The organism is Exiguobacterium sp. SL-9, assembly GCF_004336985.1.
Taxonomy (GTDB): domain Bacteria; phylum Bacillota; class Bacilli; order Exiguobacteriales; family Exiguobacteriaceae; genus Exiguobacterium.
Genome location: NZ_SJUO01000002.1, coordinates 575,145 through 595,570 on the forward strand (window position 1 = coordinate 575,145; position 20,426 = coordinate 595,570).

28 protein-coding genes are annotated in these 20,426 nt (G+C 52.2%); 5 read left to right on the top strand and 23 right to left on the bottom strand.

Annotation, left to right across the window (positions count from 1 at the left end; translation table 11 throughout):
- Positions 1-119 precede the first annotated feature (119 nt).
- The 4 genes from pgmB to EVJ34_RS07415 form a co-directional block, all read right to left on the bottom strand.
- Positions 120-785: a beta-phosphoglucomutase gene (gene pgmB, locus EVJ34_RS07400; RefSeq protein ID WP_034778656.1), complete on the bottom strand. Its 666-nt coding sequence runs from the start codon at positions 783-785 to the stop codon at positions 120-122.
- Positions 786-985: 200 nt separating this feature from the next.
- Positions 986-1,321, bottom strand: a complete 336-nt coding sequence (locus EVJ34_RS07405) for an Asp23/Gls24 family envelope stress response protein (protein WP_034778659.1) — start codon at positions 1,319-1,321, stop codon at positions 986-988.
- Positions 1,322-1,394: 73 nt separating this feature from the next.
- Positions 1,395-2,450 carry an acyltransferase family protein gene (locus EVJ34_RS07410; RefSeq protein WP_131485118.1) on the bottom strand — a complete coding sequence of 352 codons (1,056 nt, stop codon included), beginning with the start codon at positions 2,448-2,450 and terminating at the stop codon, positions 1,395-1,397.
- Between the two features lie 23 nt (positions 2,451-2,473).
- Positions 2,474-3,028 carry a hypothetical protein gene (locus EVJ34_RS07415; protein WP_131485119.1) on the bottom strand — a complete coding sequence of 185 codons (555 nt, stop codon included), beginning with the start codon at positions 3,026-3,028 and terminating at the stop codon, positions 2,474-2,476.
- Positions 3,029-3,280: 252 nt separating this feature from the next.
- Here EVJ34_RS07415 and EVJ34_RS07420 point away from each other — a divergent pair, with 252 nt between their 5' ends.
- Positions 3,281-3,769, top strand: a complete 489-nt coding sequence (locus tag EVJ34_RS07420; protein ID WP_131485120.1) for a hypothetical protein — start codon at positions 3,281-3,283, stop codon at positions 3,767-3,769.
- On the opposite strand, the gene EVJ34_RS07425 is transcribed toward EVJ34_RS07420, so the two are convergent.
- Positions 3,766-4,365, bottom strand: coding sequence for an alpha/beta hydrolase (locus EVJ34_RS07425; protein ID WP_131485121.1), 600 nt, complete (start codon positions 4,363-4,365; stop codon positions 3,766-3,768). The genes EVJ34_RS07420 and EVJ34_RS07425 overlap by 4 nt on opposite strands.
- Positions 4,362-5,306, bottom strand: coding sequence for a VOC family protein (locus EVJ34_RS07430; RefSeq protein ID WP_131485122.1), 945 nt, complete (start codon positions 5,304-5,306; stop codon positions 4,362-4,364). The genes EVJ34_RS07425 and EVJ34_RS07430 overlap by 4 nt, the downstream gene beginning before the upstream one ends.
- A gap of 115 nt (positions 5,307-5,421) precedes the next feature.
- Here EVJ34_RS07430 and EVJ34_RS07435 point away from each other — a divergent pair, with 115 nt between their 5' ends.
- The 3 genes from EVJ34_RS07435 to EVJ34_RS07445 all read left to right on the top strand — a co-directional run bounded on the left by EVJ34_RS07435 (position 5,422) and on the right by EVJ34_RS07445 (position 7,984).
- Entirely contained in the window at positions 5,422-6,312 is an 891-nt protein-coding gene (locus tag EVJ34_RS07435) for an ABC transporter ATP-binding protein (RefSeq protein ID WP_131485123.1), read from the top strand.
- Positions 6,302-7,495 (top strand): ABC transporter permease, encoded by a 1,194-nt coding sequence (locus tag EVJ34_RS07440; RefSeq protein ID WP_131485124.1) that lies wholly within the window; start codon positions 6,302-6,304, stop codon positions 7,493-7,495. The genes EVJ34_RS07435 and EVJ34_RS07440 overlap by 11 nt, the downstream gene beginning before the upstream one ends.
- Positions 7,496-7,558: 63 nt before the next feature.
- Positions 7,559-7,984 carry a hypothetical protein gene (locus tag EVJ34_RS07445; RefSeq protein WP_131435399.1) on the top strand — a complete coding sequence of 142 codons (426 nt, stop codon included), beginning with the start codon at positions 7,559-7,561 and terminating at the stop codon, positions 7,982-7,984.
- 38 nt (positions 7,985-8,022) lie between these two features.
- Here EVJ34_RS07445 and EVJ34_RS07450 read toward each other — a convergent pair whose 3' ends face one another.
- The 3 genes from EVJ34_RS07450 to EVJ34_RS07460 all read right to left on the bottom strand — a co-directional run bounded on the left by EVJ34_RS07450 (position 8,023) and on the right by EVJ34_RS07460 (position 9,747).
- Positions 8,023-8,511, bottom strand: a complete 489-nt coding sequence (locus tag EVJ34_RS07450; protein ID WP_131435401.1) for an SMI1/KNR4 family protein — start codon at positions 8,509-8,511, stop codon at positions 8,023-8,025.
- Positions 8,512-8,560: 49 nt separating this feature from the next.
- Positions 8,561-9,160 (bottom strand): helix-turn-helix domain-containing protein, encoded by a 600-nt coding sequence (locus tag EVJ34_RS07455; protein ID WP_131435403.1) that lies wholly within the window; start codon positions 9,158-9,160, stop codon positions 8,561-8,563.
- Positions 9,161-9,246: 86 nt separating this feature from the next.
- Positions 9,247-9,747 (bottom strand): PTS sugar transporter subunit IIA, encoded by a 501-nt coding sequence (locus EVJ34_RS07460; protein ID WP_029594982.1) that lies wholly within the window; start codon positions 9,745-9,747, stop codon positions 9,247-9,249.
- 206 nt (positions 9,748-9,953) lie between these two features.
- Here EVJ34_RS07460 and EVJ34_RS07465 point away from each other — a divergent pair, with 206 nt between their 5' ends.
- The gene (locus EVJ34_RS07465; RefSeq protein ID WP_131485125.1) at positions 9,954-11,648 is read left to right on the top strand and encodes a M3 family oligoendopeptidase; all 1,695 of its coding nucleotides are present in this window, start codon (positions 9,954-9,956) and stop codon (positions 11,646-11,648) included.
- Between the two features lie 48 nt (positions 11,649-11,696).
- Here EVJ34_RS07465 and EVJ34_RS07470 read toward each other — a convergent pair whose 3' ends face one another.
- From EVJ34_RS07470 to EVJ34_RS15710, 14 genes are all read right to left on the bottom strand, one after another.
- Positions 11,697-12,587, bottom strand: coding sequence for an aldo/keto reductase (locus EVJ34_RS07470; RefSeq protein ID WP_131485126.1), 891 nt, complete (start codon positions 12,585-12,587; stop codon positions 11,697-11,699).
- Positions 12,584-13,087, bottom strand: coding sequence for a cupin domain-containing protein (locus EVJ34_RS07475; protein ID WP_131485127.1), 504 nt, complete (start codon positions 13,085-13,087; stop codon positions 12,584-12,586). Before EVJ34_RS07475 ends, EVJ34_RS07470 begins: the two co-directional genes overlap by 4 nt.
- 98 nt (positions 13,088-13,185) lie before the next feature.
- Positions 13,186-13,359 carry a hypothetical protein gene (locus EVJ34_RS15705; RefSeq protein ID WP_161568889.1) on the bottom strand — a complete coding sequence of 58 codons (174 nt, stop codon included), beginning with the start codon at positions 13,357-13,359 and terminating at the stop codon, positions 13,186-13,188.
- Between the two features lie 5 nt (positions 13,360-13,364).
- Positions 13,365-13,760: a DUF2251 domain-containing protein gene (locus tag EVJ34_RS07480; RefSeq protein WP_131435412.1), complete on the bottom strand. Its 396-nt coding sequence runs from the start codon at positions 13,758-13,760 to the stop codon at positions 13,365-13,367.
- Between the two features lie 69 nt (positions 13,761-13,829).
- Positions 13,830-14,258: a CBS domain-containing protein gene (locus tag EVJ34_RS07485; RefSeq protein ID WP_021066516.1), complete on the bottom strand. Its 429-nt coding sequence runs from the start codon at positions 14,256-14,258 to the stop codon at positions 13,830-13,832.
- A gap of 405 nt (positions 14,259-14,663) precedes the next feature.
- Positions 14,664-15,464 carry an alpha/beta fold hydrolase gene (locus EVJ34_RS07490; protein ID WP_131435413.1) on the bottom strand — a complete coding sequence of 267 codons (801 nt, stop codon included), beginning with the start codon at positions 15,462-15,464 and terminating at the stop codon, positions 14,664-14,666.
- An 86-nt stretch (positions 15,465-15,550) separates the two neighbouring features.
- Positions 15,551-16,663 (bottom strand): M14 family metallopeptidase, encoded by a 1,113-nt coding sequence (locus EVJ34_RS07495; protein ID WP_131485128.1) that lies wholly within the window; start codon positions 16,661-16,663, stop codon positions 15,551-15,553.
- A gap of 88 nt (positions 16,664-16,751) precedes the next feature.
- Complete coding sequence (locus EVJ34_RS07500) at positions 16,752-17,153, bottom strand: hypothetical protein (protein WP_131485129.1); 402 nt, start codon at positions 17,151-17,153, stop codon at positions 16,752-16,754.
- Between the two features lie 110 nt (positions 17,154-17,263).
- Positions 17,264-17,734 (bottom strand): flavodoxin family protein, encoded by a 471-nt coding sequence (locus EVJ34_RS07505; protein ID WP_131485130.1) that lies wholly within the window; start codon positions 17,732-17,734, stop codon positions 17,264-17,266.
- Between the two features lie 78 nt (positions 17,735-17,812).
- A complete protein-coding gene (locus EVJ34_RS07510; RefSeq protein ID WP_131485131.1) occupies positions 17,813-18,721 on the bottom strand; it encodes an SWIM zinc finger family protein in 909 nt (302 codons plus the stop codon).
- Entirely contained in the window at positions 18,718-19,140 is a 423-nt protein-coding gene (locus EVJ34_RS07515) for a hypothetical protein (RefSeq protein WP_131485132.1), read from the bottom strand. The genes EVJ34_RS07510 and EVJ34_RS07515 overlap by 4 nt, the downstream gene beginning before the upstream one ends.
- Positions 19,137-19,787, bottom strand: a complete 651-nt coding sequence (locus tag EVJ34_RS07520) for an SIMPL domain-containing protein (protein ID WP_131485133.1) — start codon at positions 19,785-19,787, stop codon at positions 19,137-19,139. The genes EVJ34_RS07515 and EVJ34_RS07520 overlap by 4 nt, the downstream gene beginning before the upstream one ends.
- 19 nt (positions 19,788-19,806) lie before the next feature.
- Positions 19,807-20,229, bottom strand: a complete 423-nt coding sequence (locus EVJ34_RS07525) for a hypothetical protein (RefSeq protein WP_131485134.1) — start codon at positions 20,227-20,229, stop codon at positions 19,807-19,809.
- Between the two features lie 22 nt (positions 20,230-20,251).
- Positions 20,252-20,425 carry a hypothetical protein gene (locus EVJ34_RS15710; RefSeq protein WP_161568890.1) on the bottom strand — a complete coding sequence of 58 codons (174 nt, stop codon included), beginning with the start codon at positions 20,423-20,425 and terminating at the stop codon, positions 20,252-20,254.
- Between the last annotated feature and the right edge of the window lies 1 nt (position 20,426).

Below are 20,426 nucleotides of genomic sequence, written 5' to 3' on the forward strand. Positions count from 1 at the left end.
TGTAATGTACTTGTCATCTTTTTTTAGGCACTACTATCTATTTTAAGTCTTTTGACCCAAAACAAAAAGATGGCGACTGTTCGGGGCAGTCGCCATCTCACGGAAGATGAGCGTAGTCTTTACACGCCGACGCGTTCGAGGATGCGTGCGAGCGAGAGTTCGTCGGTCGAAGCGACGATGAGGTCTGCATGACCAAGCATCGATTCTTCCCCGACGGCGACAGCAAACATGTTTGCCGCTTTGATTGCAGTCACGCCTGCGGCTGCGTCTTCAACGCCGATGGCATGTTCGGGTTTCACGCCAAGGGCAGAGGCAGCCTTCAAAAACACTTCGGGATGTGGTTTTGATTCGGCGACAGTTGCTGCATCGACAATGTGATCGAAGTAATGACGGACACCAAGTGCGTCTACGACCGCGAATGCGTTTTTAGAAGCCGATGCCATTCCGATTTTGAGACCAGCCTCTTTGATTTCATCGAGGAATGAAATGATGCCTGGCAACAAATCGTCTGAAGAGATGTGTTGAATGAGTTCAACGTAATGCTCGTTCTTCTTCTGTGCGAGTTCCGCTTTCTCATCCGGTGTGAAATCGTCTTGTCTCCCACCGAGCGCGAGGATGCGCTCGAGCGAGTCCGTCCGACTCACGCCTTTTAGCGTCTCATTGAACTCGCGGTCAAACGGAATATCGAGCTCTTCTCCAAGTTGTTTCCAAGCGAGGTAATGGTACTCCGCGGTGTCAGTGATGACACCGTCCAAATCAAAAATGACTGCTTCAATCGTCGACATACATGCTTTCCGCCTTTCCTTCTAATGTTTCTGTCGTCAGACTACATTAAGGGAACTTGACAAGTACCCGTTGCACGATTGGTCATTGATGCAAACGGTTGCACTTGTTCGATTTCTATTATAAATGAAAAAGCTACCATCATGCAACCGCTTTCGCAAAAAAATAAAAAAGTAGGAGAAGCCTGCGCCTCTCCTACTGCTTACAACTGGATCCCGACAACTTTCACGTTCACCGAGAGCGGTGTCATCGCGAGCATCGTGTCCATGTCTTGCGTGATGCGTTCCTGTACGGCCGTCACCGTCTTGACGATCGACTGACCGTAAGCGATGTAGAGCGACAAGTTGATCGTGACGCCTTCTGACGACTCGTCGACCTTGACGTGCTTCATGAGCGCACGCTCCGACAGTTTCGTATCTTCTTGCGTGAACGACACGTGTTTCGTCTCTTTGACCGCGACTGCGGCGATCATTTCGACGACGTGGCGTGAGACGTTGACGTCTCCTTCTGTGCTATGCATTCCATTTTCGTATGGCATGGTGTCACTTCCTTAACTCTAGTTTCGCTTCCCTTTATAAAGTGTAGCGGAAAACGTCCGTTTAGAAAAGAGTTTACGGTTTTGCATCTTTCACATCTTGGGCACGGCGAACGTCAATCTCGACGAGCGGCTTCAATAGCTTGACGACCGGCGGACTGATGATCAATAGAACGATCAAGAAGGCGACGCCGAACAAGACGAGCAATTGGAGCCATGACGTCGGCATGAATCCGGCCGGCACGAACGCCTTCCAGGCGACGACGAGGAAGACGTGCACCAAATAAATGTAGAGGCTGTACTTCCCGGCCCGAGTGAATACGGGCAACTCGCGACCAGGAATGATGAGTGCGAAACTGATCGCCATGAGGATGGATACCGTATAGACGATCAAGAAGGCGAACGGGCCGCTCCAGATCGCCTCCGGCACCGCCGTCTCGTAGGCGAAGCGGAATTTGAACAAGTTGCCGATATGGTAGAACGCACTTTCGCTCTGGAAACTCATCGAGGCGAGCAGCCCGAGCGTGAGCGTCGTGAAGACAGCAAAGCCGCCGATCCGATACCGGTTCCGGTGTTCGGCCCGTTTCGGCAGTTCGAAGAAGTTCATCGTATTCCGTTCACTCATCCAGTTCCCGATCAAGAAGAACGGATAGAACATGATGACTTTTCGAAGCGCGAAGAACCCGGTCGACTCAGCTTGGAAGCCGAACAAGAGCGCGAACAAGAGCGCGTACAGCACGTATCCTTTCAACTGGGTCACATAGGGAGTGATGACGTACCAGATGATGATCGCCATCAAATACCAGAGCGCCCAATATGGCGTCAAGATGTTCAGCCCAGGATTCTCGAGCGACAAGAGCGGGATGCCCTCGGTGAAGGCGAACCATGAGCCAAGAATGATCTGCCAGATGACGTAGACGACGAACAGCTGGATGACCCGCAAATAACGGTTCTCTCGGAAGAAATAACCGCTCAACATAATGAACAACGGCATATGGAACGTATATAAGAACAAATACACCCATTTCGGCAAGATGTCGTCATAAGCGCCGCGTACATCGGTCAACAAGTGACCGAACACGACAAGCAAGACGAGCACGCCTTTAATATTATCGTACCAATGATTTCGCATGATATTCCCTCAAGTTCTATAAATCAATATTGTTGTTTAGCCAATTCTTTTTGACGATTCCAAAAGGCAATCGTTTCTTTCTTCCGTTCAATCGGAAACTCCTCGAGCATCTCCCCCACTTCGTCTTCGAGTGGCAACAGCAATCCGGGGTTTTCCTGAACGCACCGCATAATCTTTTCAAACTGCGTAAAGAACACCTCGAGTTCGCGAGGAGCCTGCGTTTCGAGCAGCTGTCCAGCTTCAGCGACATATCCGCCAAAATAAGTGAGATAGAAGATGCGCACCCGTTCCGTGAGCACCGGATCCGTGAAACGTTCTGCTTCTTTGACGATGGCCGCCCCTTCACGCAACATGTTAAAGTTCATCAAAAAACGATTCGTTCCCTTGTCCCCTAGTCGGACAATCTCTTTGGTGAGCCGAATCATCTCTTCAGCTTCGAAGCCTTCTCTGAAATAACGGTTCAACGTCGTCTTCACGTCTGCGTGTTGTTTATACAACCCGACGATTAATTCAATCAACTCGTTTTGGTCGAATTGCTTGAGCTCGGCCCGCAATTCGCCTACTTTCATCTTCTTCATCCAATTCCCTCGCTTCAATTTTTGCCTCATCCATCATAGCCGATTTTTTGACCTGGTGAAATTACGTTTCTACAAAAAAATGATGACGTCACTGTCATCATTCCCCGGATTTACCGTTTGCAAGCCGAAACGTCAAGAATTCTTCATCCGACAGCAGGTTTAGCACGAATTCAAATAGACGAGAGTGGGTACAGTATAGTATAGTAGTCTTATCAAATAATCAGAATATTCTAACAAAAGGAGGTGTAGAGAATGGCTTCCGTCATTCGTAACCGTCATCATATGGTGCATGACTCAAAACGTTCATTCTCTAACTTCGGATTTTGGTGGTTCACCGGCGCCTTTTCCGTCGGACTGCTCATCGTCGCCTTCGAACCGATCCGGGAGCGATTTGCCGCCATCCATCCGATTCTATCTGCCCTGTCATTCGTATTCATCTCGTTCTTCGTCGGCGTCGCCATGAAACTTGCGCGCGACGTCTGGTGGCTCAACTACCTGCTTGAACGCACGTCGAACCGGTATATGTATATCGGGGCGGATACACTCCGCAGCTGGCAGTACACGCTAGACTCCATCTGGTTATTGACCCGCACGTCACAAAAAAAGCTCGGCCGATTGTATATCCAAATCGACCGAACCGTTCGTTCTGAAGAGGCGAAACGTCTGTTCGCCGCCTATTTGATCGATCGCGGTGTGCTCGTCGTCTACTCGCGACCATCGAAACCGAAGAAGATGGCTTAACCGAGGAATCGTGCCAACCAGACCTGTGCCGCCTCGACTTCTTCCATACGCAATTCGTGTCCGCCTCCATGATAGAAGAGTTCAACGTCCGCTCCGGCATTCCGTAGCGTCGATGTGAGCTCTTCTGTTTCTGTTTTCGGGCAAATCGGGTCTCGCTCGCCGGCCGAGATGAACACGTTCGCGCCTGAGAGATCTGGCAACGTGAGCGAACGGTCCGGGACCATCGGATGGAACAAGAGCGATGCGTGGAACGCATGCTTCCGGTAGAGCGCCGAGCCAATCAAGTTGGCCCCGTTCGAATACCCGAGCGGAATCATCTTGTCCCGGTCGATGCCGTACTCGTTGACGGCTTCATCCAAGAACGTCAAAAACCGTTCCGTCTGCTGCTTCAAGTCCTCAAGGTCGAGGACGCCTTCCGCATGACGGCGGAAGAAGCGGGACATACCGTTCTCGAGCACGTCCCCTCGGAGCGTCAAAATGTTCGCCTCAGGAGAAAGGATGCGGGCGAGCGGAATCAAATCCTGCTCCGTCCCCCCTGTCCCGTGCAATAAAACGAGTGTCGTCTCGGTCGTGCCTTTAATGAATTGATGAATCATGTCATATCTCCTCTCGGGATTGTAATGGTTGGTAACGTGCGAGTGATCGCCTCACGGTCCTGTTCGAACCAGGCCGGAAGTTTGAGCGTCGAGCCGAGGCCCTCCAAACTCTCATCAATCAAAAAGCCGGGCGCATCGGTCGCCAGTTCATGGAGAATCCGGCCGCCGTCATGGAAGTAGACGGAGCGGAAATAATGACGCTCTTTTACTTCGGTCGGTCGCAGACCGAGTCCGAAGATGGCGTCTTGCCACGTCGTGTAGTCCTCTCCGTCACTGATGCGCCACGCGATATGATGGACCGTCCCCGAACCGGGTACCCCGTTCGGCAGGATGGTCTTTTTCACGTCGATGACGTTGCCGTAGTCGGCCGAAGCTTGTAGGCGAATCCATTCTGAATCTTCCCCTACCGTCTCAAAGCCAAACAGTTCCGTCAACAGGCGGACCGTCGCCTCCGGGTCTTTCGACAGTAACGTCGCCCCGGCGAAACCAGAAATCGCTTCGCGTGAAGTCACGCCCGGTACGACCCAATTCGTCTGTTTCGAACTCGTCCGGGCGACGAGCTCGACGACGAGTCCGTCCGGGTCTTCGAATAGTAGCGACGGCTCACCGAACCGTTCGGTCGCGACCGTGCCGATGCCATGTTCGTTCAATCGTTTCTCCCAAAATAAGAGACTGCCTTCCGGGACGAGATATGCCGTGACCCCGACCTGTCCGCTACCGACGCTGCCTTTGCCGATTCCTGGAATCGGGAAAAACGTGATGACCGTACCTGGCGACCCTTGTTCGTCCCCAAAGTAAAAGTGGTAGGTGCCAGGGTCATCGAAGTTGACCGTCTGTTTAACGAACCGGAGTCCAAGGACATTCCCATAAAAGTCTAGTGTACGCTGTGGGTCTTTCACCATCGACGAAATGTGATGGATGCCCGCTGATTGCTTCGTCATGTCATGTCCTCCTTTTATTATCTTGATTTCAAGATAAATCATTTTCGAAGAAATGTGAAACTTTTTGCTCAATATGGCGTACGCTAGTAGTAGACACCTATAAGGAGGTACATATATGACGTTACACATCGATCGCGTCTCAAAACAGTTCGGCGAGTTCACGGCTGTTGACGACTTGAGCTTCCACGTCCCGAAAGGTGAGATGTTTGGCCTGCTCGGGGCGAACGGGGCCGGCAAGACGACGACGTTCCGCATGATCCTCGACATCTTAAAACCGAGTGCCGGGACGATTACATGGGACGGCCGAAACGTCGATCACCGCATCGTCGGCTATCTGCCGGAAGAACGGGGCCTTTATCCGAAATCACCTGTCCGGGACCAGCTCGTCTTTCTCGCGAGTCTAAAAGGCATGCGCCAGGCCGAGGCGAAACGGGCCGTCAAATCGTGGCTCGAACGGCTCGAGATTCCCCAGTATGAGACGATGCGCGTCGAACAACTGTCCAAAGGGAACCAACAGAAGATTCAACTCGTGGCCGCCCTGCTCCACAACCCGGAACTGCTCATCCTTGATGAACCGTTCAGCGGGCTCGACCCGGTCAACGTCGAGATTTTAAAACGTGAAGTGCTCGCCCTCCGTGACGCTGGGACGACGATCGTCTTCTCGAGCCACCGGATGGAACACGTCGAAGAGCTGTGCCAACATATCGGCATCTTGAAAGGTGGACGCGCGGTTGTGAGCGGCGACGTGCCGACAATCAAAGCACGTTACGCCGAACCGGTGCTCTTCATCGAAACGGACCGGCCTGATGTGCTTCAATCTATCCCGGTCGTCCGGGCGGTCGAACCGTATAAAGACGGCCATTTCGTTCGGCTCGACTCGTTCGATGATAGCGACGCGGTCCTTGGTGCCCTTGTCACGAATGGTGCCGCCGTCAAGACGTTCATGCGCCAACCCGTTTCATTAAACGACATCTTCATCAAGGAGGTCGGCCAACATGTTTCATAACTTCAGACCGCTCTATTTGTTCACGTTACGCTCGAAGCTACGCTCAAAGGCGTTCCTCATCTCGACGATTTTGACGATCTTGTTCATTCTCGGCTTCACGAATATCGACCGTCTGCTCGCGAACTTCGAGGACACCGACCAGGCGCAAGCCATCCTCGTCACCGAAAACAATGAACTGACGACGCTCATGCAGTCGCTCGGTTATGAAGACATCGAATCGGCGGCCATCACCGAGAAGGAAGCGCGTACTGGCCTCGACAACGGGGATTATGAGATTGTCGCCTTCATCGAAAACGATTCGGCCCGCGTCCTATCGGAACGGCCGGAACCGGACTTCACGACGGTCCTCCAGACGGCGCTCCGCGAAATCCGGAACGCCGAACTGATTGAGACGTCGAACATCGACCCGAGCGTCCTCGCGGCATTGAATGAGCCCGTGACGGTCGATGAATCGTATCTCGGACGTGGCGGTGAAAACTCGGACGAACTGTTCTCGTCGTTCGCGTTCGTCTATGTCATGCTCATGTTGCTCTATGTCTCGATCATCACGTACGGCTCGATGATCTCGACCGAGGTCACGACCGAGAAGTCGTCACGCGTCATGGAGCTGATCATCTCGACGACGCATCCGGTGACGCACATGCTCGCCAAGATTTCAGCCATCGGAACGCTCGCCCTGCTCCAAATCGCAATCTTTCTCGGCTTCGGTTACTTCAGCGCCCGTAGCAACGAGATGGCCCAGTCGGTCATCGATAACGCCGGCAACGTCCGGGCCGTCGTCTACTTGTTGACGTTCTTCACGCTCGGGTATTTGCTCTATGCAGCCATGTTTGCCGTGCTCGGTTCGCTCGTCAGCCGGGTCGAAGAGTCGCAACAGATGACAATGCCGGTCATCATGCTCCTTGTCGCCGGGTTCCTCGCCGCCATGTTCGGCTTGAACAACCCGGAAGCGCAGATTGTCACGATCTTGTCGTACGTCCCGTTCTTCACACCGATGCTCATGTTCCTTCGTGTCATGCTCGTCGACGTGCCGGTATGGGAAGTCGCGTTATCGATCGGCATCATGATCGCCTCAATCGGTGTGATTTTGTGGGTCGGCTCGAAATTTTATCGCGGTGGGGTCCTATTCTACGGCAACAACGCGATTAAACAATGGCGACAAATATTACAGAATCGACAATAACGTTTACAGCATTTTCGTTTTCGTATACTCTAAAGAATGTGCAAAATGAGGAGGAAACGAACAATGCGATCACGATCACTCGCAGCTTTAATCTTTACTTTCATGACGACGCTCACGACGTTCATCTGTTATACCGTCTTCTTGGACGCCGATGCGCTGTGGCAAATCTTGCTCGCATACGCGGGAAGCACGTTCCTTGGGACGCTCGCTTTTTGGTATCCGGTCAGCCGACGCCAGGAGACGTCGCGGTTCGGCGGCGCGTGGATCGGCATCTTGATCACAGCGACGACGCTCATCGGATTCACCGCAATCCGCTTCACCGTTCGTGGTGACGCCGCGTCCTTACTCGACTGGCAGACGATGCTCGCAAGCCTCGCCTATACGTTCGGTTACGTCGGGTGGGTGCTCACGATTCTCAATATCGTGCTCGGCTTCCTACTTGCCGGGACACGACCGAAAGTACGTTACGACGCGCGCATGTCGCGTTGAACGACAGAACGGCCACCCATTTGGGCGGCCGTTCTTTTTTAGCCACGAAACCAATCCCAGAACGCGGCTCCTTGTGCCACGATCACGTAATCCAACCATTGTGAAAAGGTGAACGGCAAGCGGTTCAATTTAGCGTCTTCTTCATCAAAACTCAAAAACTCTCCAACCCACACCCGATTGTCCGTCTCACTTATGTATTCGCAAACAATCCATTCTCCGTCACGACCAACCCCTATCGGTAGAAAAGAAACAGGACAGTCCCAAAGTTGTCGGTAGTCAAGAATCTCATCGACCGAAAATAGCTCAATCCCTCCGCCGTACTCCGGGTCCTCGAACAGTTTTATTCCGTTATGTTCAGCTAATAAGGAACGGACCGCTACCGGCATTTCTTTCGGCAACCGCTCCAACTCCGTCACAGTAGCTGGACGATTGAAAGAGAACGTTAATTGGTTCACATACCCTTCTTCTAACTGGACGTCCAACCGGTTGTTCACTAACCGTCGCTTCAATGCTTGAATCGCAATCATGATCGTCTTCCTTTCATCCATAGCAAAAAACCGTGGTCGCCCACGGCCTTCACTGCAATTTATACGATTTATCGACAATCCCGAACTCCGTGTATTGGAACGAGTTGTCGACGAACTGATCCGGCACGAGTTGCTCGATATAGCGAGCGAACGGGACAATCCGATGCGTCGGTTCGTGCGACCGACCGAGGTCGAGCACAGCATCGACGAGCGCCTCGAGCGCATGATGAGACGTCGGTTCTTCATCTTCGGCGAAGATGCGACGAAGTTCTTCTTCGTGCATCAGGTCAAAGATGCGCATGCGTGCCTCGAGCTGCCGCTGCATGTCCTCGGTCGACTTACCGTGCATCGCCTCTTCGTAGGCGAGCTTCATCTGCTCGAGCTCCGGGACTGTCCCTTTCATGAGTACTTTGAGCGACTCGCCCGTCCAAATATGGCGGGCCAAATAGTTCGCGTCAATCTTAAGCGCCTCGGCGAGCACCTCTATGTAAGGCATCGTCGGGTAGACTTCACTCAGTTCGGTGCGGCGAATAAAGTACGGTGCGACGCCAATACGGTCGGCGAGTGCCTCGACCGAGATACCGGCCCGCTCACGTAAAATTCGAATCCGATCCCCATACCCCCGATACGGTGCGTTTTTTCCATCCATGTGTCTCTCCCCCTCTCTTTTTAGTATAGTTCCCGAATCCAAAAAAAAATACTCGGAAGCGTATGCCTCCGAGTAAAATGTTCAACTTATTTTTTCGTCAACTCGACGACTTCAGAAGAACCGGCTGTGACCGTGTCACCTTCAGCAACGAGTTTGTTTACACCGAAGCTGTCGTGGTTCGTGATGATCACCGGTGTGATCGTCGACGGCGCGTTCGCTTTGATGAAGTCGAGGTCGAATGTGACGAGCGTGTCGCCTGCTTTGACAGCTTGTCCTTCTGTCACGTGCGTTTCGAAGCCTTCACCTTTAAGGTTAACCGTGTCGAGACCGATGTGAATCAAGTACTCTGCACCGTTGTCTGCATTGATCCCAATCGCGTGTTTCGTCGGGAAGACTGTCGCGATTGTACCGTTGACCGGCGAGACGACTTTGCCGTCTGTTGGTTCGACGGCGATGCCGTCACCCATCATTTTTTGCGAGAACACTTGGTCAGGAACGTTCGTGATGTCAATGACCTTCCCTGTAAGCGGTGAAACCGCGTTAAGTTGTTCTTCTTTACCACCAAATAGTTTTTTAAAGAATCCCATAGCTTAATCCCTCCAACATGTTCTGTTAATCAAAGTCTTAGCTTTTATACCCGAAAAGCTTCCTCTTCAATCCCTACCCTAGAAACGGTATAGTTGTAATAAGGTAGTGCGAATTCGTTTACACATCGTAAGAATACGAGTGTGCAATCGCTTTTGCAAGCCCTTTTTACACTTTATAAAAATTTCACATGATGGAGGCGCTTACAATGACGACTTTCACAAAATTGTCATATGAACGGCCCGACTTGGACGCTTTGAACAGCCGATTGTCGGACTATTCAGTCGAATTGCAACAAGCAAGCACACTCGAAGAGGCGAACGAATTGATTCGCCAAATCAACCAGGAACGGAACGCGTTTGAGACGCAAAGTCAACTCGTCGCGATTCGCCACTCGATCGACACGCGTGATGCGTTTTACGAGGCCGAGCAGACGTTCTTCGACGATGCGTTACCGGTTTACGAAAAAGAGGTCCAAGCATATTATCGCGTTTTGACCGAGCACGACTTACGGAGCCAACTCGAACAGGAATGGGGCAGCCAGTTGTTCGAACTCGCGGAGCGCGCGCTCAAGACGTTCGAGGAATCGCTCATCCCGAAACTGCAGGAAGAGAACCGATTGGCGACCGCTTATCAGAAAGTCATGTCGGCGGCCCAAATCGAATTCGATGGCAAGACGCTCAACTTGTCCCAGTTCGGACCGTATTTACAATCTCCTGACCGTTCGGTACGAAAAGCGGCGTCCGAAGCCCGTTATACATATCTCGCCGACAACGGGGATGAACTCGACCGCATCTACGGCGAACTCGTCCGCGTCCGGACTGACATCGCGCACGCGCTCGGCTTCCCCTCGTTCGTCGAGCTCGGGTACGCCCGGATGCAACGTGTCGGCTATGACGAGTCGAACGTCGACAACTTCCGCAAACAAGTGCGTGACGTCATCGTCCCGCTCGCGACGACGTTAAAAGAGAAGCAAGCGAAACGGATCGGTGTCGATACGCTCACGTATTATGATGAGTCGTTCGTCTTCCCGGACGGCAACGCGACGCCACAGGGCGACGAGACGTTCATCATCGAAGGTGGCAACACGATGTACCGGGAACTCTCGAACGAGACGGACGAGTTCTTCCAGTTCATGCAACAGCGTGGCGCTCTCGATTTGACGGCGAAACCAGGCAAGGCCGGCGGCGGCTACTGCACGTACCTCCCGTCAGAAGGTCTGCCGTTCATCTTCTCCAACTTCAACGGGACGGCCGGCGATATCGACGTGCTCACGCACGAGGTCGGGCATGCCTTCCAAGTATACGAGAGCCGTCATTTGACGACACCGGAATACGCGTTCCCGACGTACGAGGCGTGTGAAATCCACTCGATGTCGATGGAGTTCTTCTGCTGGCCGTGGATGGAGCTGTTCTTCGGCGACCAAGTCGACAAGTACAAGTTCAACCATTTGGCAGGAAGCATCACGTTCTTGCCGTACGGCGTCCTCGTCGATGAGTTCCAGCACGTCGTCTACCGCAACCCTGACATGACGGTCGCAGAGCGTCGTCAGGCGTGGCGCGACCTCGAGAAAGTGTATCTCCCGCACCGTGACTACGAGACGAACGATTATCTTGAGTCGGGCGCATGGTGGCACCAACAAGGACACATCTTCCAGAGCCCGTTCTACTATATCGACTACACGCTCGCGCAAGTGTGCGCCTTCCAATTCTGGGTGCGCATGCATGAGGACCGTGAAGCGGCGTGGAGCGATTACCTCACGCTCTGCCAAGCCGGTGGCAGCCGCTCGTTCCTCGAGCTCGTCGAATTGGCCGGTCTAAAGTCACCGTTCGAGGACGGCGTGTTGAAACAGACGGTCGGACAGATTGAAGATTATCTATTGAAGCATCCGCTCGCGAATTGAACAAATGAAACAGGTGAGCCCCATCGAATGGGACTCACCTGTTTTGCATCAAATCACATCTAATGGTTTTTTCTCGCTCGGCGGTGGGAATGCTTCGTCGAGCGCGTTAAAGTCGTCCTCGGTCAGGTTGAGGAGAAGCGCCGCGCCATTTTCTTCGACGTGTGCTTTCTGTCCCGCTTTCGGGATGGCGATGACGTTTCCGTTCCGCACCGTCCACGTCAGTAAGATTTGGGCCGGTGTCGCATTGTACGCCTCAGCAATCCGGTTCAACGTCTCATCATTGAACACTTTCTCTTTCACGTCGCTACCTTCGGCTAGCGGAGCGTAAGCCATCATCGGAATGCCGTGTTCCTGTAAGAACGGCAACAAGTCATATTCGACGCCGCGGCTGCCGAGATGATAGAGCACTTGGTTGACCGCACAATGCTTTCCGTTCGGTAAGGCGAGCAGCTCTTTCATGTCGTCGACGTCAAAGTTCGAGACACCCCACGCCCGGATTTTTCCGTCCGCCTTCAATTGCTCGAGCCCATCGACCGTCTCCTCGAGCGGGATGTTCCCACGCCAATGAAGGAGATACAAGTCGAGATAGTCCGTACCGAGCCGTTCGAGCGTGGCGTCACACGCCTGGACGAGCTCGTCGCCCCCGGCGTTATGCGGATACACTTTCGAGACGAGGAACACGTCCTCCCGTCGGTCTTGGATCGCTTCGCCGACGAGCGACTCTGATTTCCCTTCTCCGTACATCTCTGCCGTATCGATGACATGCAACCCGCAGTCGAGTCCCGTCCGAAGCGCCTCGATTTCCGCCTCGCGCTTCGATTCGTCTTCTCCCATGCGCCACGTGCCTTGGCCGAGGGCCCTCATCTCACGCCCGTCCGGCAATTCAGCCACATGTTGTTTCAATGCTGCCAAAATTAATGTGTGTGGAATGCGATTCATATTGTTTCCTCCTTCGTCCATTGTTCATGTAACGGCCCGGTCGTCCCAAAGACAGGATCGGTCGCCGGTTTATCGACTCGTTCGATGCGCAGTACACTGTCGGGCCGTTCTTCCGGTTTTCCCGTCAACCTGTCATAATCACGCCCGTTCGGATACGCGCCGACGATTTCAAAGTCGTCGCTCGCCTCAAGTCGACGGTGGCCGGTCCCGGCCGGTAAAATCAAGACGTCTCCCGCCTGAATCGAGACGAGGTCCCCGGTCGCACCGCCAAGCTGAACGGTCGCCCGCCCTGACTTCACACCGAGCACTTCATGCGTGTTGCTGTGGTAGTGGTGGTAATCGAACACGCCGTTGACCCAGCTATTCCCCCAGCCGTTATGTTCGAACGTCGTCTGTATCCCGTCCGTCTCATCGAACACGCCGCGATATAACAGCACCGGGAAATCCGGATTGTTCGGAATTGACCCGTCGTCTTCAAATCGATATGTCAACACATCCATTGTTGTCCCCTCCTTTGTCTCTTGTGACTGTACCCGACATGAGGCAACAAAAAACGGCCGCACAAGATTGTGCGACCGATTCATAAGGATGATGATGCTCACGTCATACCTAGCTTCTTCTCAAAGAGATTCACGACCCATAGAATGATTCCGACATAAATCGGAAGACCGATGATCAATGTCATGAGGTTTTTCGGAACAAACGTATTGTAGCCATATAAGAGCGCAGTGGCCAAGACGATAACGGCCAAATATTTTACTAAGCTTTTCATGAACGTCAGCTCTCCACGCTCAACTGCAACACTTCACCCTCTGACACCGGAATGCCTTCTTCCCACAGTTCAATCGGGAGCGAGACGATGGCGTTATGCTCACGCGGGGCGGTGAGTTTTCGCTTCGTGTTCAGGTCCAACAGCCCCCAGCATTCTCCATCCACGATGAATGCGACTTTAGATGAATCGTCGTCCCAGGCAAATCCGACTTCTTCACACGCTTCAATCGGCGGTGCGATTTGGTCGTAAATCCAAAGCGCGTCCGCGACGCCTTCCATCTCCCCTGAAGAATTCAGTGGACAAAAATAAACGTACCCCGTGTCCCCATCATCCTCAAATACACAGACGTAGCGTTCATTTGGTGAGACCGACTCAATCACAAACGTTTCTTCTTCATTCATGTTCAGTTCCCCTTTCCATTTTTACGTGAACGATAGGAAGGCCAAGTCATAGCGACTTGGCCTTCAAGTTTAGTTCACTTTATTCTCGAGCTGTTGCAACTTCGTCGAGTAATACTCGATGATGTCGCGACGCCGGATGATGCCGATGAAATACTTCCCGTCATCGACGACCGGCACGAAGTTTTGATCTGTGATTGCATCGACGAGCTCCTCGATTTGAGCCGTGATGGCGACCGGCTTATACCGTACGCGTTGCTTAATGTCTTTTAGGCGTGTCCGGAGCACTTTTTCGTAGTCTTCTTCCCCGCGAAGCTGTTCGGCGAGTGCCCAAAGTAAATCCCCTTCTGTCATCGTCCCGGCGTAAAAGCCGTTTTCAGAGACGAGCGGCACCGATGTGAAACGATGATGTTTCATCTTCTCGAGCGCTTGCCGCACTGTCGATTCCGGGTCTAAATATTTGACGTCTTCTTTCGGATATAAAAAGAAAGCGATATTCATGTACAATCTCTCCTCAATCTAAAAATCCACCTCTTCATTGTACCATGTATTAGTGTTTAGTCAGCACAAATTGACCATGTCAATATCATTCATTCTAGCAAAAAGAGGCTCATTCCTTTTTTCTTATGAAGCGTTTCCAGATGAGTTGATCGAATCACGTGTGAACACACAAACAGGCACGGTCCCGAGCGGCTTTTCCATAGCCATCCTTGACCGTGTGGCGAACAACAACATCTCTATGCCGATATATCGGCATCCGGCAAACTCGTTCAATCTCAACTCGAACAACATGCTTCATTTTAGCTATACCCGTGTACACGTCATTCTAGCCCCACAAATCTAAGAAACGTATTTGGGGTGGGCACAAAAAAACAAGCCTAGGAAATCCCTAGACTTGTCACATGTTTAGATAAATCCAAGCAACGTCTTGTTGAACTTGTCCATCTCATCGAGGACGGTACCGTGACCGCTCTCCTCAAACCGCTCGATACGAGAGTTCGGGATCCCTTTTTCCATCTCGAGCGCGAACTCAAACGGACAAATCTTGTCGTGTACGCCATGGATGATGAGTGTCTCGACGTTGACTTTCGGTAAGTCCTCTCGAAGATCCTCATCACGGAGTGCTTTCGCCGAAGCGATTGTCCCGTGGCTCGACGCGACGAGCGAAAGATGATGGAACCAGTTTTGCATCGGCTTCGAATGTTCTTTCTCGAAGAAAATCTCACCGAATCCTTCGAGCATCTTCGGCCGATCGTTCAATGTGTCTTCAATCAACGCATCGACCTCGGCTTGTGTCATCCCGTACGGATAGTCCGGACGTTGCGTGAATACCGGTGCCGCGGCGCCTGACAGGACGAGCTTCTTCAACCCGTCATCCGGGAAGTCGACTGCGTAACGGATGGCAATCGCCCCGCCCATCGAGAAACCGACGAGCGTGAAGTCTTTGACGCCGAGCCCGTTGACGACCATGTGCACGTCAGACGCCATCGTCGCATAGTCATAACCCGTCGCCGGCGCATCCGACTTGCCGTAGCCGCGGTAGTCAATCCCCACGTAGCGATAGCCTGCTTCGAGCAACGCATTCTTTTGATACTCGAACATGTTGTTGTTCGCTGGCCAGCCGTGCAAGAAGACGACGGCGTCCCCTGTCCCGACATCTTCTACAAAAATATTCGTTCCGTCATGTGCAGTAATATAGTTCCCCATTGGTCAAAACCCCCAGTTGGATTGTTGAGCGGCGTTCGTGTTTGCCCACAACCCACTTTTTCCCGTTTGACCGAAGTAGAAACCTATCAACTGTGGCGCCAAAGCGATTCGCCTTTCAAGACATGCTCAATCGCGCCCGCCCCTTCGCGTAACACGGACGTCCGCCACGACTCATCATCCGGATAGAACATGGCCATAAACTCTTTTCGAATGCCGTTCCTGGCTTCCGGATCTTTCGTCCCTTCGAAGTAGAGCCGGTTCTCGAGGATGATTGTCAAAAACTCACGAATCGTCGCTTTCGTCGACGTCCCGAACGTCCCGAACTCGAACAACGCCGAGACGAGTTTTTTCTCTGGATGATGCGTGTCCCGCACGTAATAGAAATGGTTCGTCGAGTCCCCGAGGACGTCGGTCGGGTCGTACGTCTGAATATTCTTCAACTCATATACCTGCTTTAATTCGTCGACATCACGGCCGTCCCGTTCACTGATGACCATCGTCACTTCGTTCGTCGGGCCGAGCGCCGTGTGCCAATCCATATGGACGACGCGGTCATAGCGCTCAAGCAAATCGTGTTGCACCTCTTTCAAAAAGATGGCGGACGGCTCATCCGACTCGCCGCCATAATAGACGCCTTTCGGGAACTGATATTGCCCCATCCCCTTCGCCTCGGTCATCGCGTCAAACCCGTCGAGCTTGATACCAGAACCGAGGAACGAGTAGATGTGTTCGCGCGCCTCGTGATAGTCATCGATGACGCCGTCCGGGACGAACAAGTGACGCATGACTTCATACTCTTTATTGACGTTACGCGGGAGTGATTCACGATCGATGACGTAGTTCCGGTTCAAGTCGACGTTATGCTCGTTGACGCGACGGAAGTGCTTCATCCCCCACGGATTGACCGCATGGATGAGACAAATCCCCGTCGACTCGTGTCGAAGATTTTCGAGCTGCGTCTCGACGAACTGATGCGTCACGGCGGCACCGGCGTACCCTTCGATACCGTGCTCGCCGATTGTCATGAGAAGCACCGCCTTGCGTGACCCCGCCGGCTCACCGATGATCAAGTCGATCGTATCCTCGCCAATCGAGTGGGACATCACGCGGGCTGTCGGATAGTAGGTTTTAACGTTGTCGAGTAAAGCGAGAAACTTCTCACGCGACTCCTCGTACGATGATGAAAAATAATGACTCATGGTGATTCCCTCCATTCTTGTCTTCTGTACCCCATTCCCATTCCTGTCCAGACTAAAAACGCCTCTATGACGGAGACGTTTTCTAAATTTAGTGGGCGCCGGCTTTCGTCCCACGGTTTTGACGCCGGAACTCGAACAAGTAGACGAGCGGAGCGAGGAGGACCGCCCCAAACAACCAATAAGCGCCCGGGCTCACAAACAACGTCTCGAACGCTCGAAAGAGCCAGGCGACGAGCGAGAAAGCTACGACGAGCTCAGCCGTCCAGATGACAGCACGGCGAACAGCCAACGTGAGTGTATTTGTTTTTTGGAAGAGGGCCGCAAGAAAGGCGATTAAAAAGGCCGGGAAACTACTGAGCCAAAGCATCCGATTCAATGTCGATTCAGCGAAATACGTGTTGCCGAGCGACACCGTGATGAGATAGTGCGCGACGAGCACCAACAAGACGACGATCCAACCGATGAGGACGTCACGTTCCCATTTTTTCATCATTCTCCCTCCGTTCCACGTAAAAGAGCTACCCTTATATTTACCCGTTTTGCGAACGCTTCGGACAATTCCGAGTCAAAAAAGACACGTCCCATCAGGAACGCGCCAGATTATTTGTCCATCAAGTGACGACCCCATTCGGTCGCCCGCTCGAGCTCTCCGTCTTTGAGTGGTCCTTCTTTATCAAGGACGATAAACGACTCTTTCAACACCGGTTCCGCTCCTTTATCCAATAAGAGCTGCTCGATCCGGGTCGAGGCGTGGCCGAACCATTTGACAATCTTCCCGACAAAAAAGCCTTGATCTTCTTCGGCCATACTCGTATCGAAGGCTGCAGCTCGCGTACCACGTAGTGCATGGTCCGACAAGCCGTCGAGAAACGTCTTCACGTCCTCGGTCTCGCGTCCGCCGTGCGTCGGCGAACCAACGATGAACAAATCGAGGTTGGCGAGGTCGCCGTACCCGACATGGCTGATTTGCATGATGTCAACTTGGTGCAAGTCGTTGAACCCGTCCTTGATGGCATATGCGATTTTTTCGGTGCATCCGTACATCGAGTCAAAAATGATGAGGATTTTCATGTCTGTCCCTTCTCTCTCCAAGACTGGGTGATCCCTACATGAGTCTGTTCCCTATTTCCATACTTGATTATCACCCTATCAACTTTCTTCTGTTAACACTTTCGTGAACTCGTCCAGGTGCTCCAAGTCACTAGCCTCGGCGTGCGTGTTTCTGAACCGATCGATTTGGTCGATGAGAAACGTCTTATCCCCTTCATAGATGGGGACAATCCCTTTCAACAATTGAACATGAACGTCATGGTAAACGGCCAGATGCAGTTCATGCCATATCAAAATGAAACGTTGAAGAACCATGTCTCGTTCCGCCTTCGGGATTTCCTCAATGGCTGATACCATCAAATCAGTGATCTCGTCTCGCACAGCGAACAACAGATGGATAAACGTCTCACATCTCATGATTGTCGGAGTGACGATATCAAGAAATGAAATACTATTGAATAAGCGTGATATAGGATTTTCATCTGACTGAATCACATTTATTTTACGAAACAGATAACGTTTCAAGGTCTTCATTTCTTGTTGATGAATCGTGCCATTTGAAAACTTTCCGACAATTTCTCGCTCACATACTTGAACGAATGTTTTTGGATTGCTTGATGGCGGTGTGAAGTCGTGCGCCAATCGATGATGAATATCCGGGTCATGCACCAGCTTCAACATCACATCGATGAGCTCGGCCTTTTTCAACTTACTGAGTTCTTTTGCTAAATCAAACGGTGACCCCGGTGAAAGCCGATTGCGTAACCAATAATAAACTGCGACTTCATGTTTGCACGTGCCTTGATCATAGGGGCAATCGCATGACGATTGAATCATCCACTCGTTCGCACATGTAACCTCCACTCGATAAACGATACTGCCATTTACATTAAACAAGTACGTATTTCGAGTTTGTGACACTAATTCGAGGTTCCCGCTCATATAGTAACTGTAGCCACGGTCCTCGATTCGCCGTGATACATATCTTTCAAACTCGAATAGATTCATCTTGTCCTCCTAAATCGATACATGACGAAAACCACGAGGCCGAGTCCGACGAATCCATATGCCACCTTATCCAGATGGTCACGCATGCTGAACGGGGCGTCATGCCGATACTCGGCCCTCTTCCATCCCGACTCGTCCTCGACCGCGAGTGCATCCTCTATCGCTTCCCCGTTCACTTCTCGATAGGTCGTCCCAATCGGATACATGTTCGAGGCATCCCCGTAATAGCTGCCATCCATATCGTCGGCCATCGTCTTCACCTCGCCGACGACTTCACCTAAATCAGCCTCCAATACGGCAACATCCATCACTTCATACACCCGTCCATCTAACACGACGAACGCATACGCCCAAGATAAGGCTTGAGCCGACAAAGAGACAGACAGAAGCAGCAACACCAATCCGATGACGCGCCTCATCGAATCGCCCACACGAACGTCGCCGAGTCACTCAAGTCAATCTCGTCCGGTTCGAGTTCCGGCATCGCCGCCTCCGAGAAGAGCACCTCGTCATGGAGCGTGAGGCGTGTCGGCGAGTAAAGATGGAGCTCGCCCCACGTATAGTCGATTTGAAGCAAATCGCCGAGCGTCGCCCCGGCACCCTTTGCCAACAGTTCGGCCCGATGGCGCGCGTTCGCCGCCGCACTCGCGAGCAGTTCGTCTTGAACCGAATCCGCATCCTTGATCGTGAACGAGATGGACAGTTTCGGTTCGGCTAGCGAATTACTGACGTGTTCGATGACCGAGGACAACTGTTTCGTATCGAGCGGGAACTCGAGTTTCGTCTTCTGCTGACAGACGTAACCCCGGAACCGAGACTTGTAATTGCCTTGTTTGTCCCGGTAGCTCTCATAGTCCGTGTCAATCGAGAAGTCGGTCGTCTTTAAATCCGTCTTCGCGAAGCCCGCCTGCTCAATCGCTTTTTGGAGCCGCGTGACGGCGAGTGCCGCCCCGTTCATCGTCTCCTCATAACGGACGGCTCTTGACGACAAATCCATTCTCACGACAATCAAATCGGGCTTGGTCGATACTTTCCCTGTACCTTTGACGGTGATTGTGCGGTCCATATGATTTCCTCCTTTTGATTCACGAAATGCCGAACAGTTTTATGACATCCTCCCAGTTATCTGGATACGCGTTGCTACCGTCGTATGTCCGTGTGGTGCTGTCTGGCTGTGTAATGGTCAAGCTCCATTGTGTCCCGTCGCGGGTCAACCACTCGTCTTCGTCTTCAAACGTAGACGGCCACGCCTCCGTCCCTAACGCTATAAACGCCGCGTATACACCTTGTGCTTCTGCTTCCTTATATCTGACGAACGTATCGCCTGGCTGAAGTTCATATTCTTGCCGGTCAATAGATCGGACAGCCGTCCCGTTTGGAAAAAATGTCAGTTTGGATTCGTTTGCAATTCCGAATCCTCCTACTCGGAATGTGATTTCAAGTACTTCTTCCCTCTCCTCGTGAACTTTTTTTGTTCGAAACCACTGCCTAATTTTCTTTGTGATCATCCTCGTCACTCCTATTATTTAGTTATCTCTTTCCGGTCACTGAGATCACGAGTCCAATGAGATAGCCGAGTGCCGTACCTGCCGCAATCCCATACACCAGTTCAAAATCAAATAGGAGCGATCCGATGATACCCATTCCGGCTCCAAACACCAGTCCGAGTCCTACACCCGACGCTCGCCAATTCTGCTCTGTCATC

What these genes read in the sequence shown, in the direction of transcription:
- pgmB (WP_034778656.1), bottom strand. Translation starts at nt 785, where the DNA reads ATGTCGACGATTGAAGCAGTCATTTTTGATTTGGACGGTGTCATCACT.
- EVJ34_RS07405 (WP_034778659.1), bottom strand. Translation starts at nt 1,321, where the DNA reads ATGCCATACGAAAATGGAATGCATAGCACAGAAGGAGACGTCAACGTC.
- EVJ34_RS07410 (WP_131485118.1), bottom strand. Translation starts at nt 2,450, where the DNA reads ATGCGAAATCATTGGTACGATAATATTAAAGGCGTGCTCGTCTTGCTT.
- EVJ34_RS07415 (WP_131485119.1), bottom strand. Translation starts at nt 3,028, where the DNA reads ATGAAGAAGATGAAAGTAGGCGAATTGCGGGCCGAGCTCAAGCAATTC.
- EVJ34_RS07420 (WP_131485120.1), top strand. Translation starts at nt 3,281, where the DNA reads ATGGCTTCCGTCATTCGTAACCGTCATCATATGGTGCATGACTCAAAA.
- EVJ34_RS07425 (WP_131485121.1), bottom strand. Translation starts at nt 4,365, where the DNA reads ATGATTCATCAATTCATTAAAGGCACGACCGAGACGACACTCGTTTTA.
- EVJ34_RS07430 (WP_131485122.1), bottom strand. Translation starts at nt 5,306, where the DNA reads ATGACGAAGCAATCAGCGGGCATCCATCACATTTCGTCGATGGTGAAA.
- EVJ34_RS07435 (WP_131485123.1), top strand. Translation starts at nt 5,422, where the DNA reads ATGACGTTACACATCGATCGCGTCTCAAAACAGTTCGGCGAGTTCACG.
- EVJ34_RS07440 (WP_131485124.1), top strand. Translation starts at nt 6,302, where the DNA reads ATGTTTCATAACTTCAGACCGCTCTATTTGTTCACGTTACGCTCGAAG.
- EVJ34_RS07445 (WP_131435399.1), top strand. Translation starts at nt 7,559, where the DNA reads ATGCGATCACGATCACTCGCAGCTTTAATCTTTACTTTCATGACGACG.
- EVJ34_RS07450 (WP_131435401.1), bottom strand. Translation starts at nt 8,511, where the DNA reads ATGATTGCGATTCAAGCATTGAAGCGACGGTTAGTGAACAACCGGTTG.
- EVJ34_RS07455 (WP_131435403.1), bottom strand. Translation starts at nt 9,160, where the DNA reads ATGGATGGAAAAAACGCACCGTATCGGGGGTATGGGGATCGGATTCGA.
- EVJ34_RS07460 (WP_029594982.1), bottom strand. Translation starts at nt 9,747, where the DNA reads ATGGGATTCTTTAAAAAACTATTTGGTGGTAAAGAAGAACAACTTAAC.
- EVJ34_RS07465 (WP_131485125.1), top strand. Translation starts at nt 9,954, where the DNA reads ATGACGACTTTCACAAAATTGTCATATGAACGGCCCGACTTGGACGCT.
- EVJ34_RS07470 (WP_131485126.1), bottom strand. Translation starts at nt 12,587, where the DNA reads ATGAATCGCATTCCACACACATTAATTTTGGCAGCATTGAAACAACAT.
- EVJ34_RS07475 (WP_131485127.1), bottom strand. Translation starts at nt 13,087, where the DNA reads ATGGATGTGTTGACATATCGATTTGAAGACGACGGGTCAATTCCGAAC.
- EVJ34_RS15705 (WP_161568889.1), bottom strand. Translation starts at nt 13,359, where the DNA reads ATGAAAAGCTTAGTAAAATATTTGGCCGTTATCGTCTTGGCCACTGCG.
- EVJ34_RS07480 (WP_131435412.1), bottom strand. Translation starts at nt 13,760, where the DNA reads ATGAATGAAGAAGAAACGTTTGTGATTGAGTCGGTCTCACCAAATGAA.
- EVJ34_RS07485 (WP_021066516.1), bottom strand. Translation starts at nt 14,258, where the DNA reads ATGAATATCGCTTTCTTTTTATATCCGAAAGAAGACGTCAAATATTTA.
- EVJ34_RS07490 (WP_131435413.1), bottom strand. Translation starts at nt 15,464, where the DNA reads ATGGGGAACTATATTACTGCACATGACGGAACGAATATTTTTGTAGAA.
- EVJ34_RS07495 (WP_131485128.1), bottom strand. Translation starts at nt 16,663, where the DNA reads ATGAGTCATTATTTTTCATCATCGTACGAGGAGTCGCGTGAGAAGTTT.
- EVJ34_RS07500 (WP_131485129.1), bottom strand. Translation starts at nt 17,153, where the DNA reads ATGAAAAAATGGGAACGTGACGTCCTCATCGGTTGGATCGTCGTCTTG.
- EVJ34_RS07505 (WP_131485130.1), bottom strand. Translation starts at nt 17,734, where the DNA reads ATGAAAATCCTCATCATTTTTGACTCGATGTACGGATGCACCGAAAAA.
- EVJ34_RS07510 (WP_131485131.1), bottom strand. Translation starts at nt 18,721, where the DNA reads ATGAATCTATTCGAGTTTGAAAGATATGTATCACGGCGAATCGAGGAC.
- EVJ34_RS07515 (WP_131485132.1), bottom strand. Translation starts at nt 19,140, where the DNA reads ATGAGGCGCGTCATCGGATTGGTGTTGCTGCTTCTGTCTGTCTCTTTG.
- EVJ34_RS07520 (WP_131485133.1), bottom strand. Translation starts at nt 19,787, where the DNA reads ATGGACCGCACAATCACCGTCAAAGGTACAGGGAAAGTATCGACCAAG.
- EVJ34_RS07525 (WP_131485134.1), bottom strand. Translation starts at nt 20,229, where the DNA reads ATGATCACAAAGAAAATTAGGCAGTGGTTTCGAACAAAAAAAGTTCAC.
- EVJ34_RS15710 (WP_161568890.1), bottom strand. Translation starts at nt 20,425, where the DNA reads ATGACAGAGCAGAATTGGCGAGCGTCGGGTGTAGGACTCGGACTGGTG.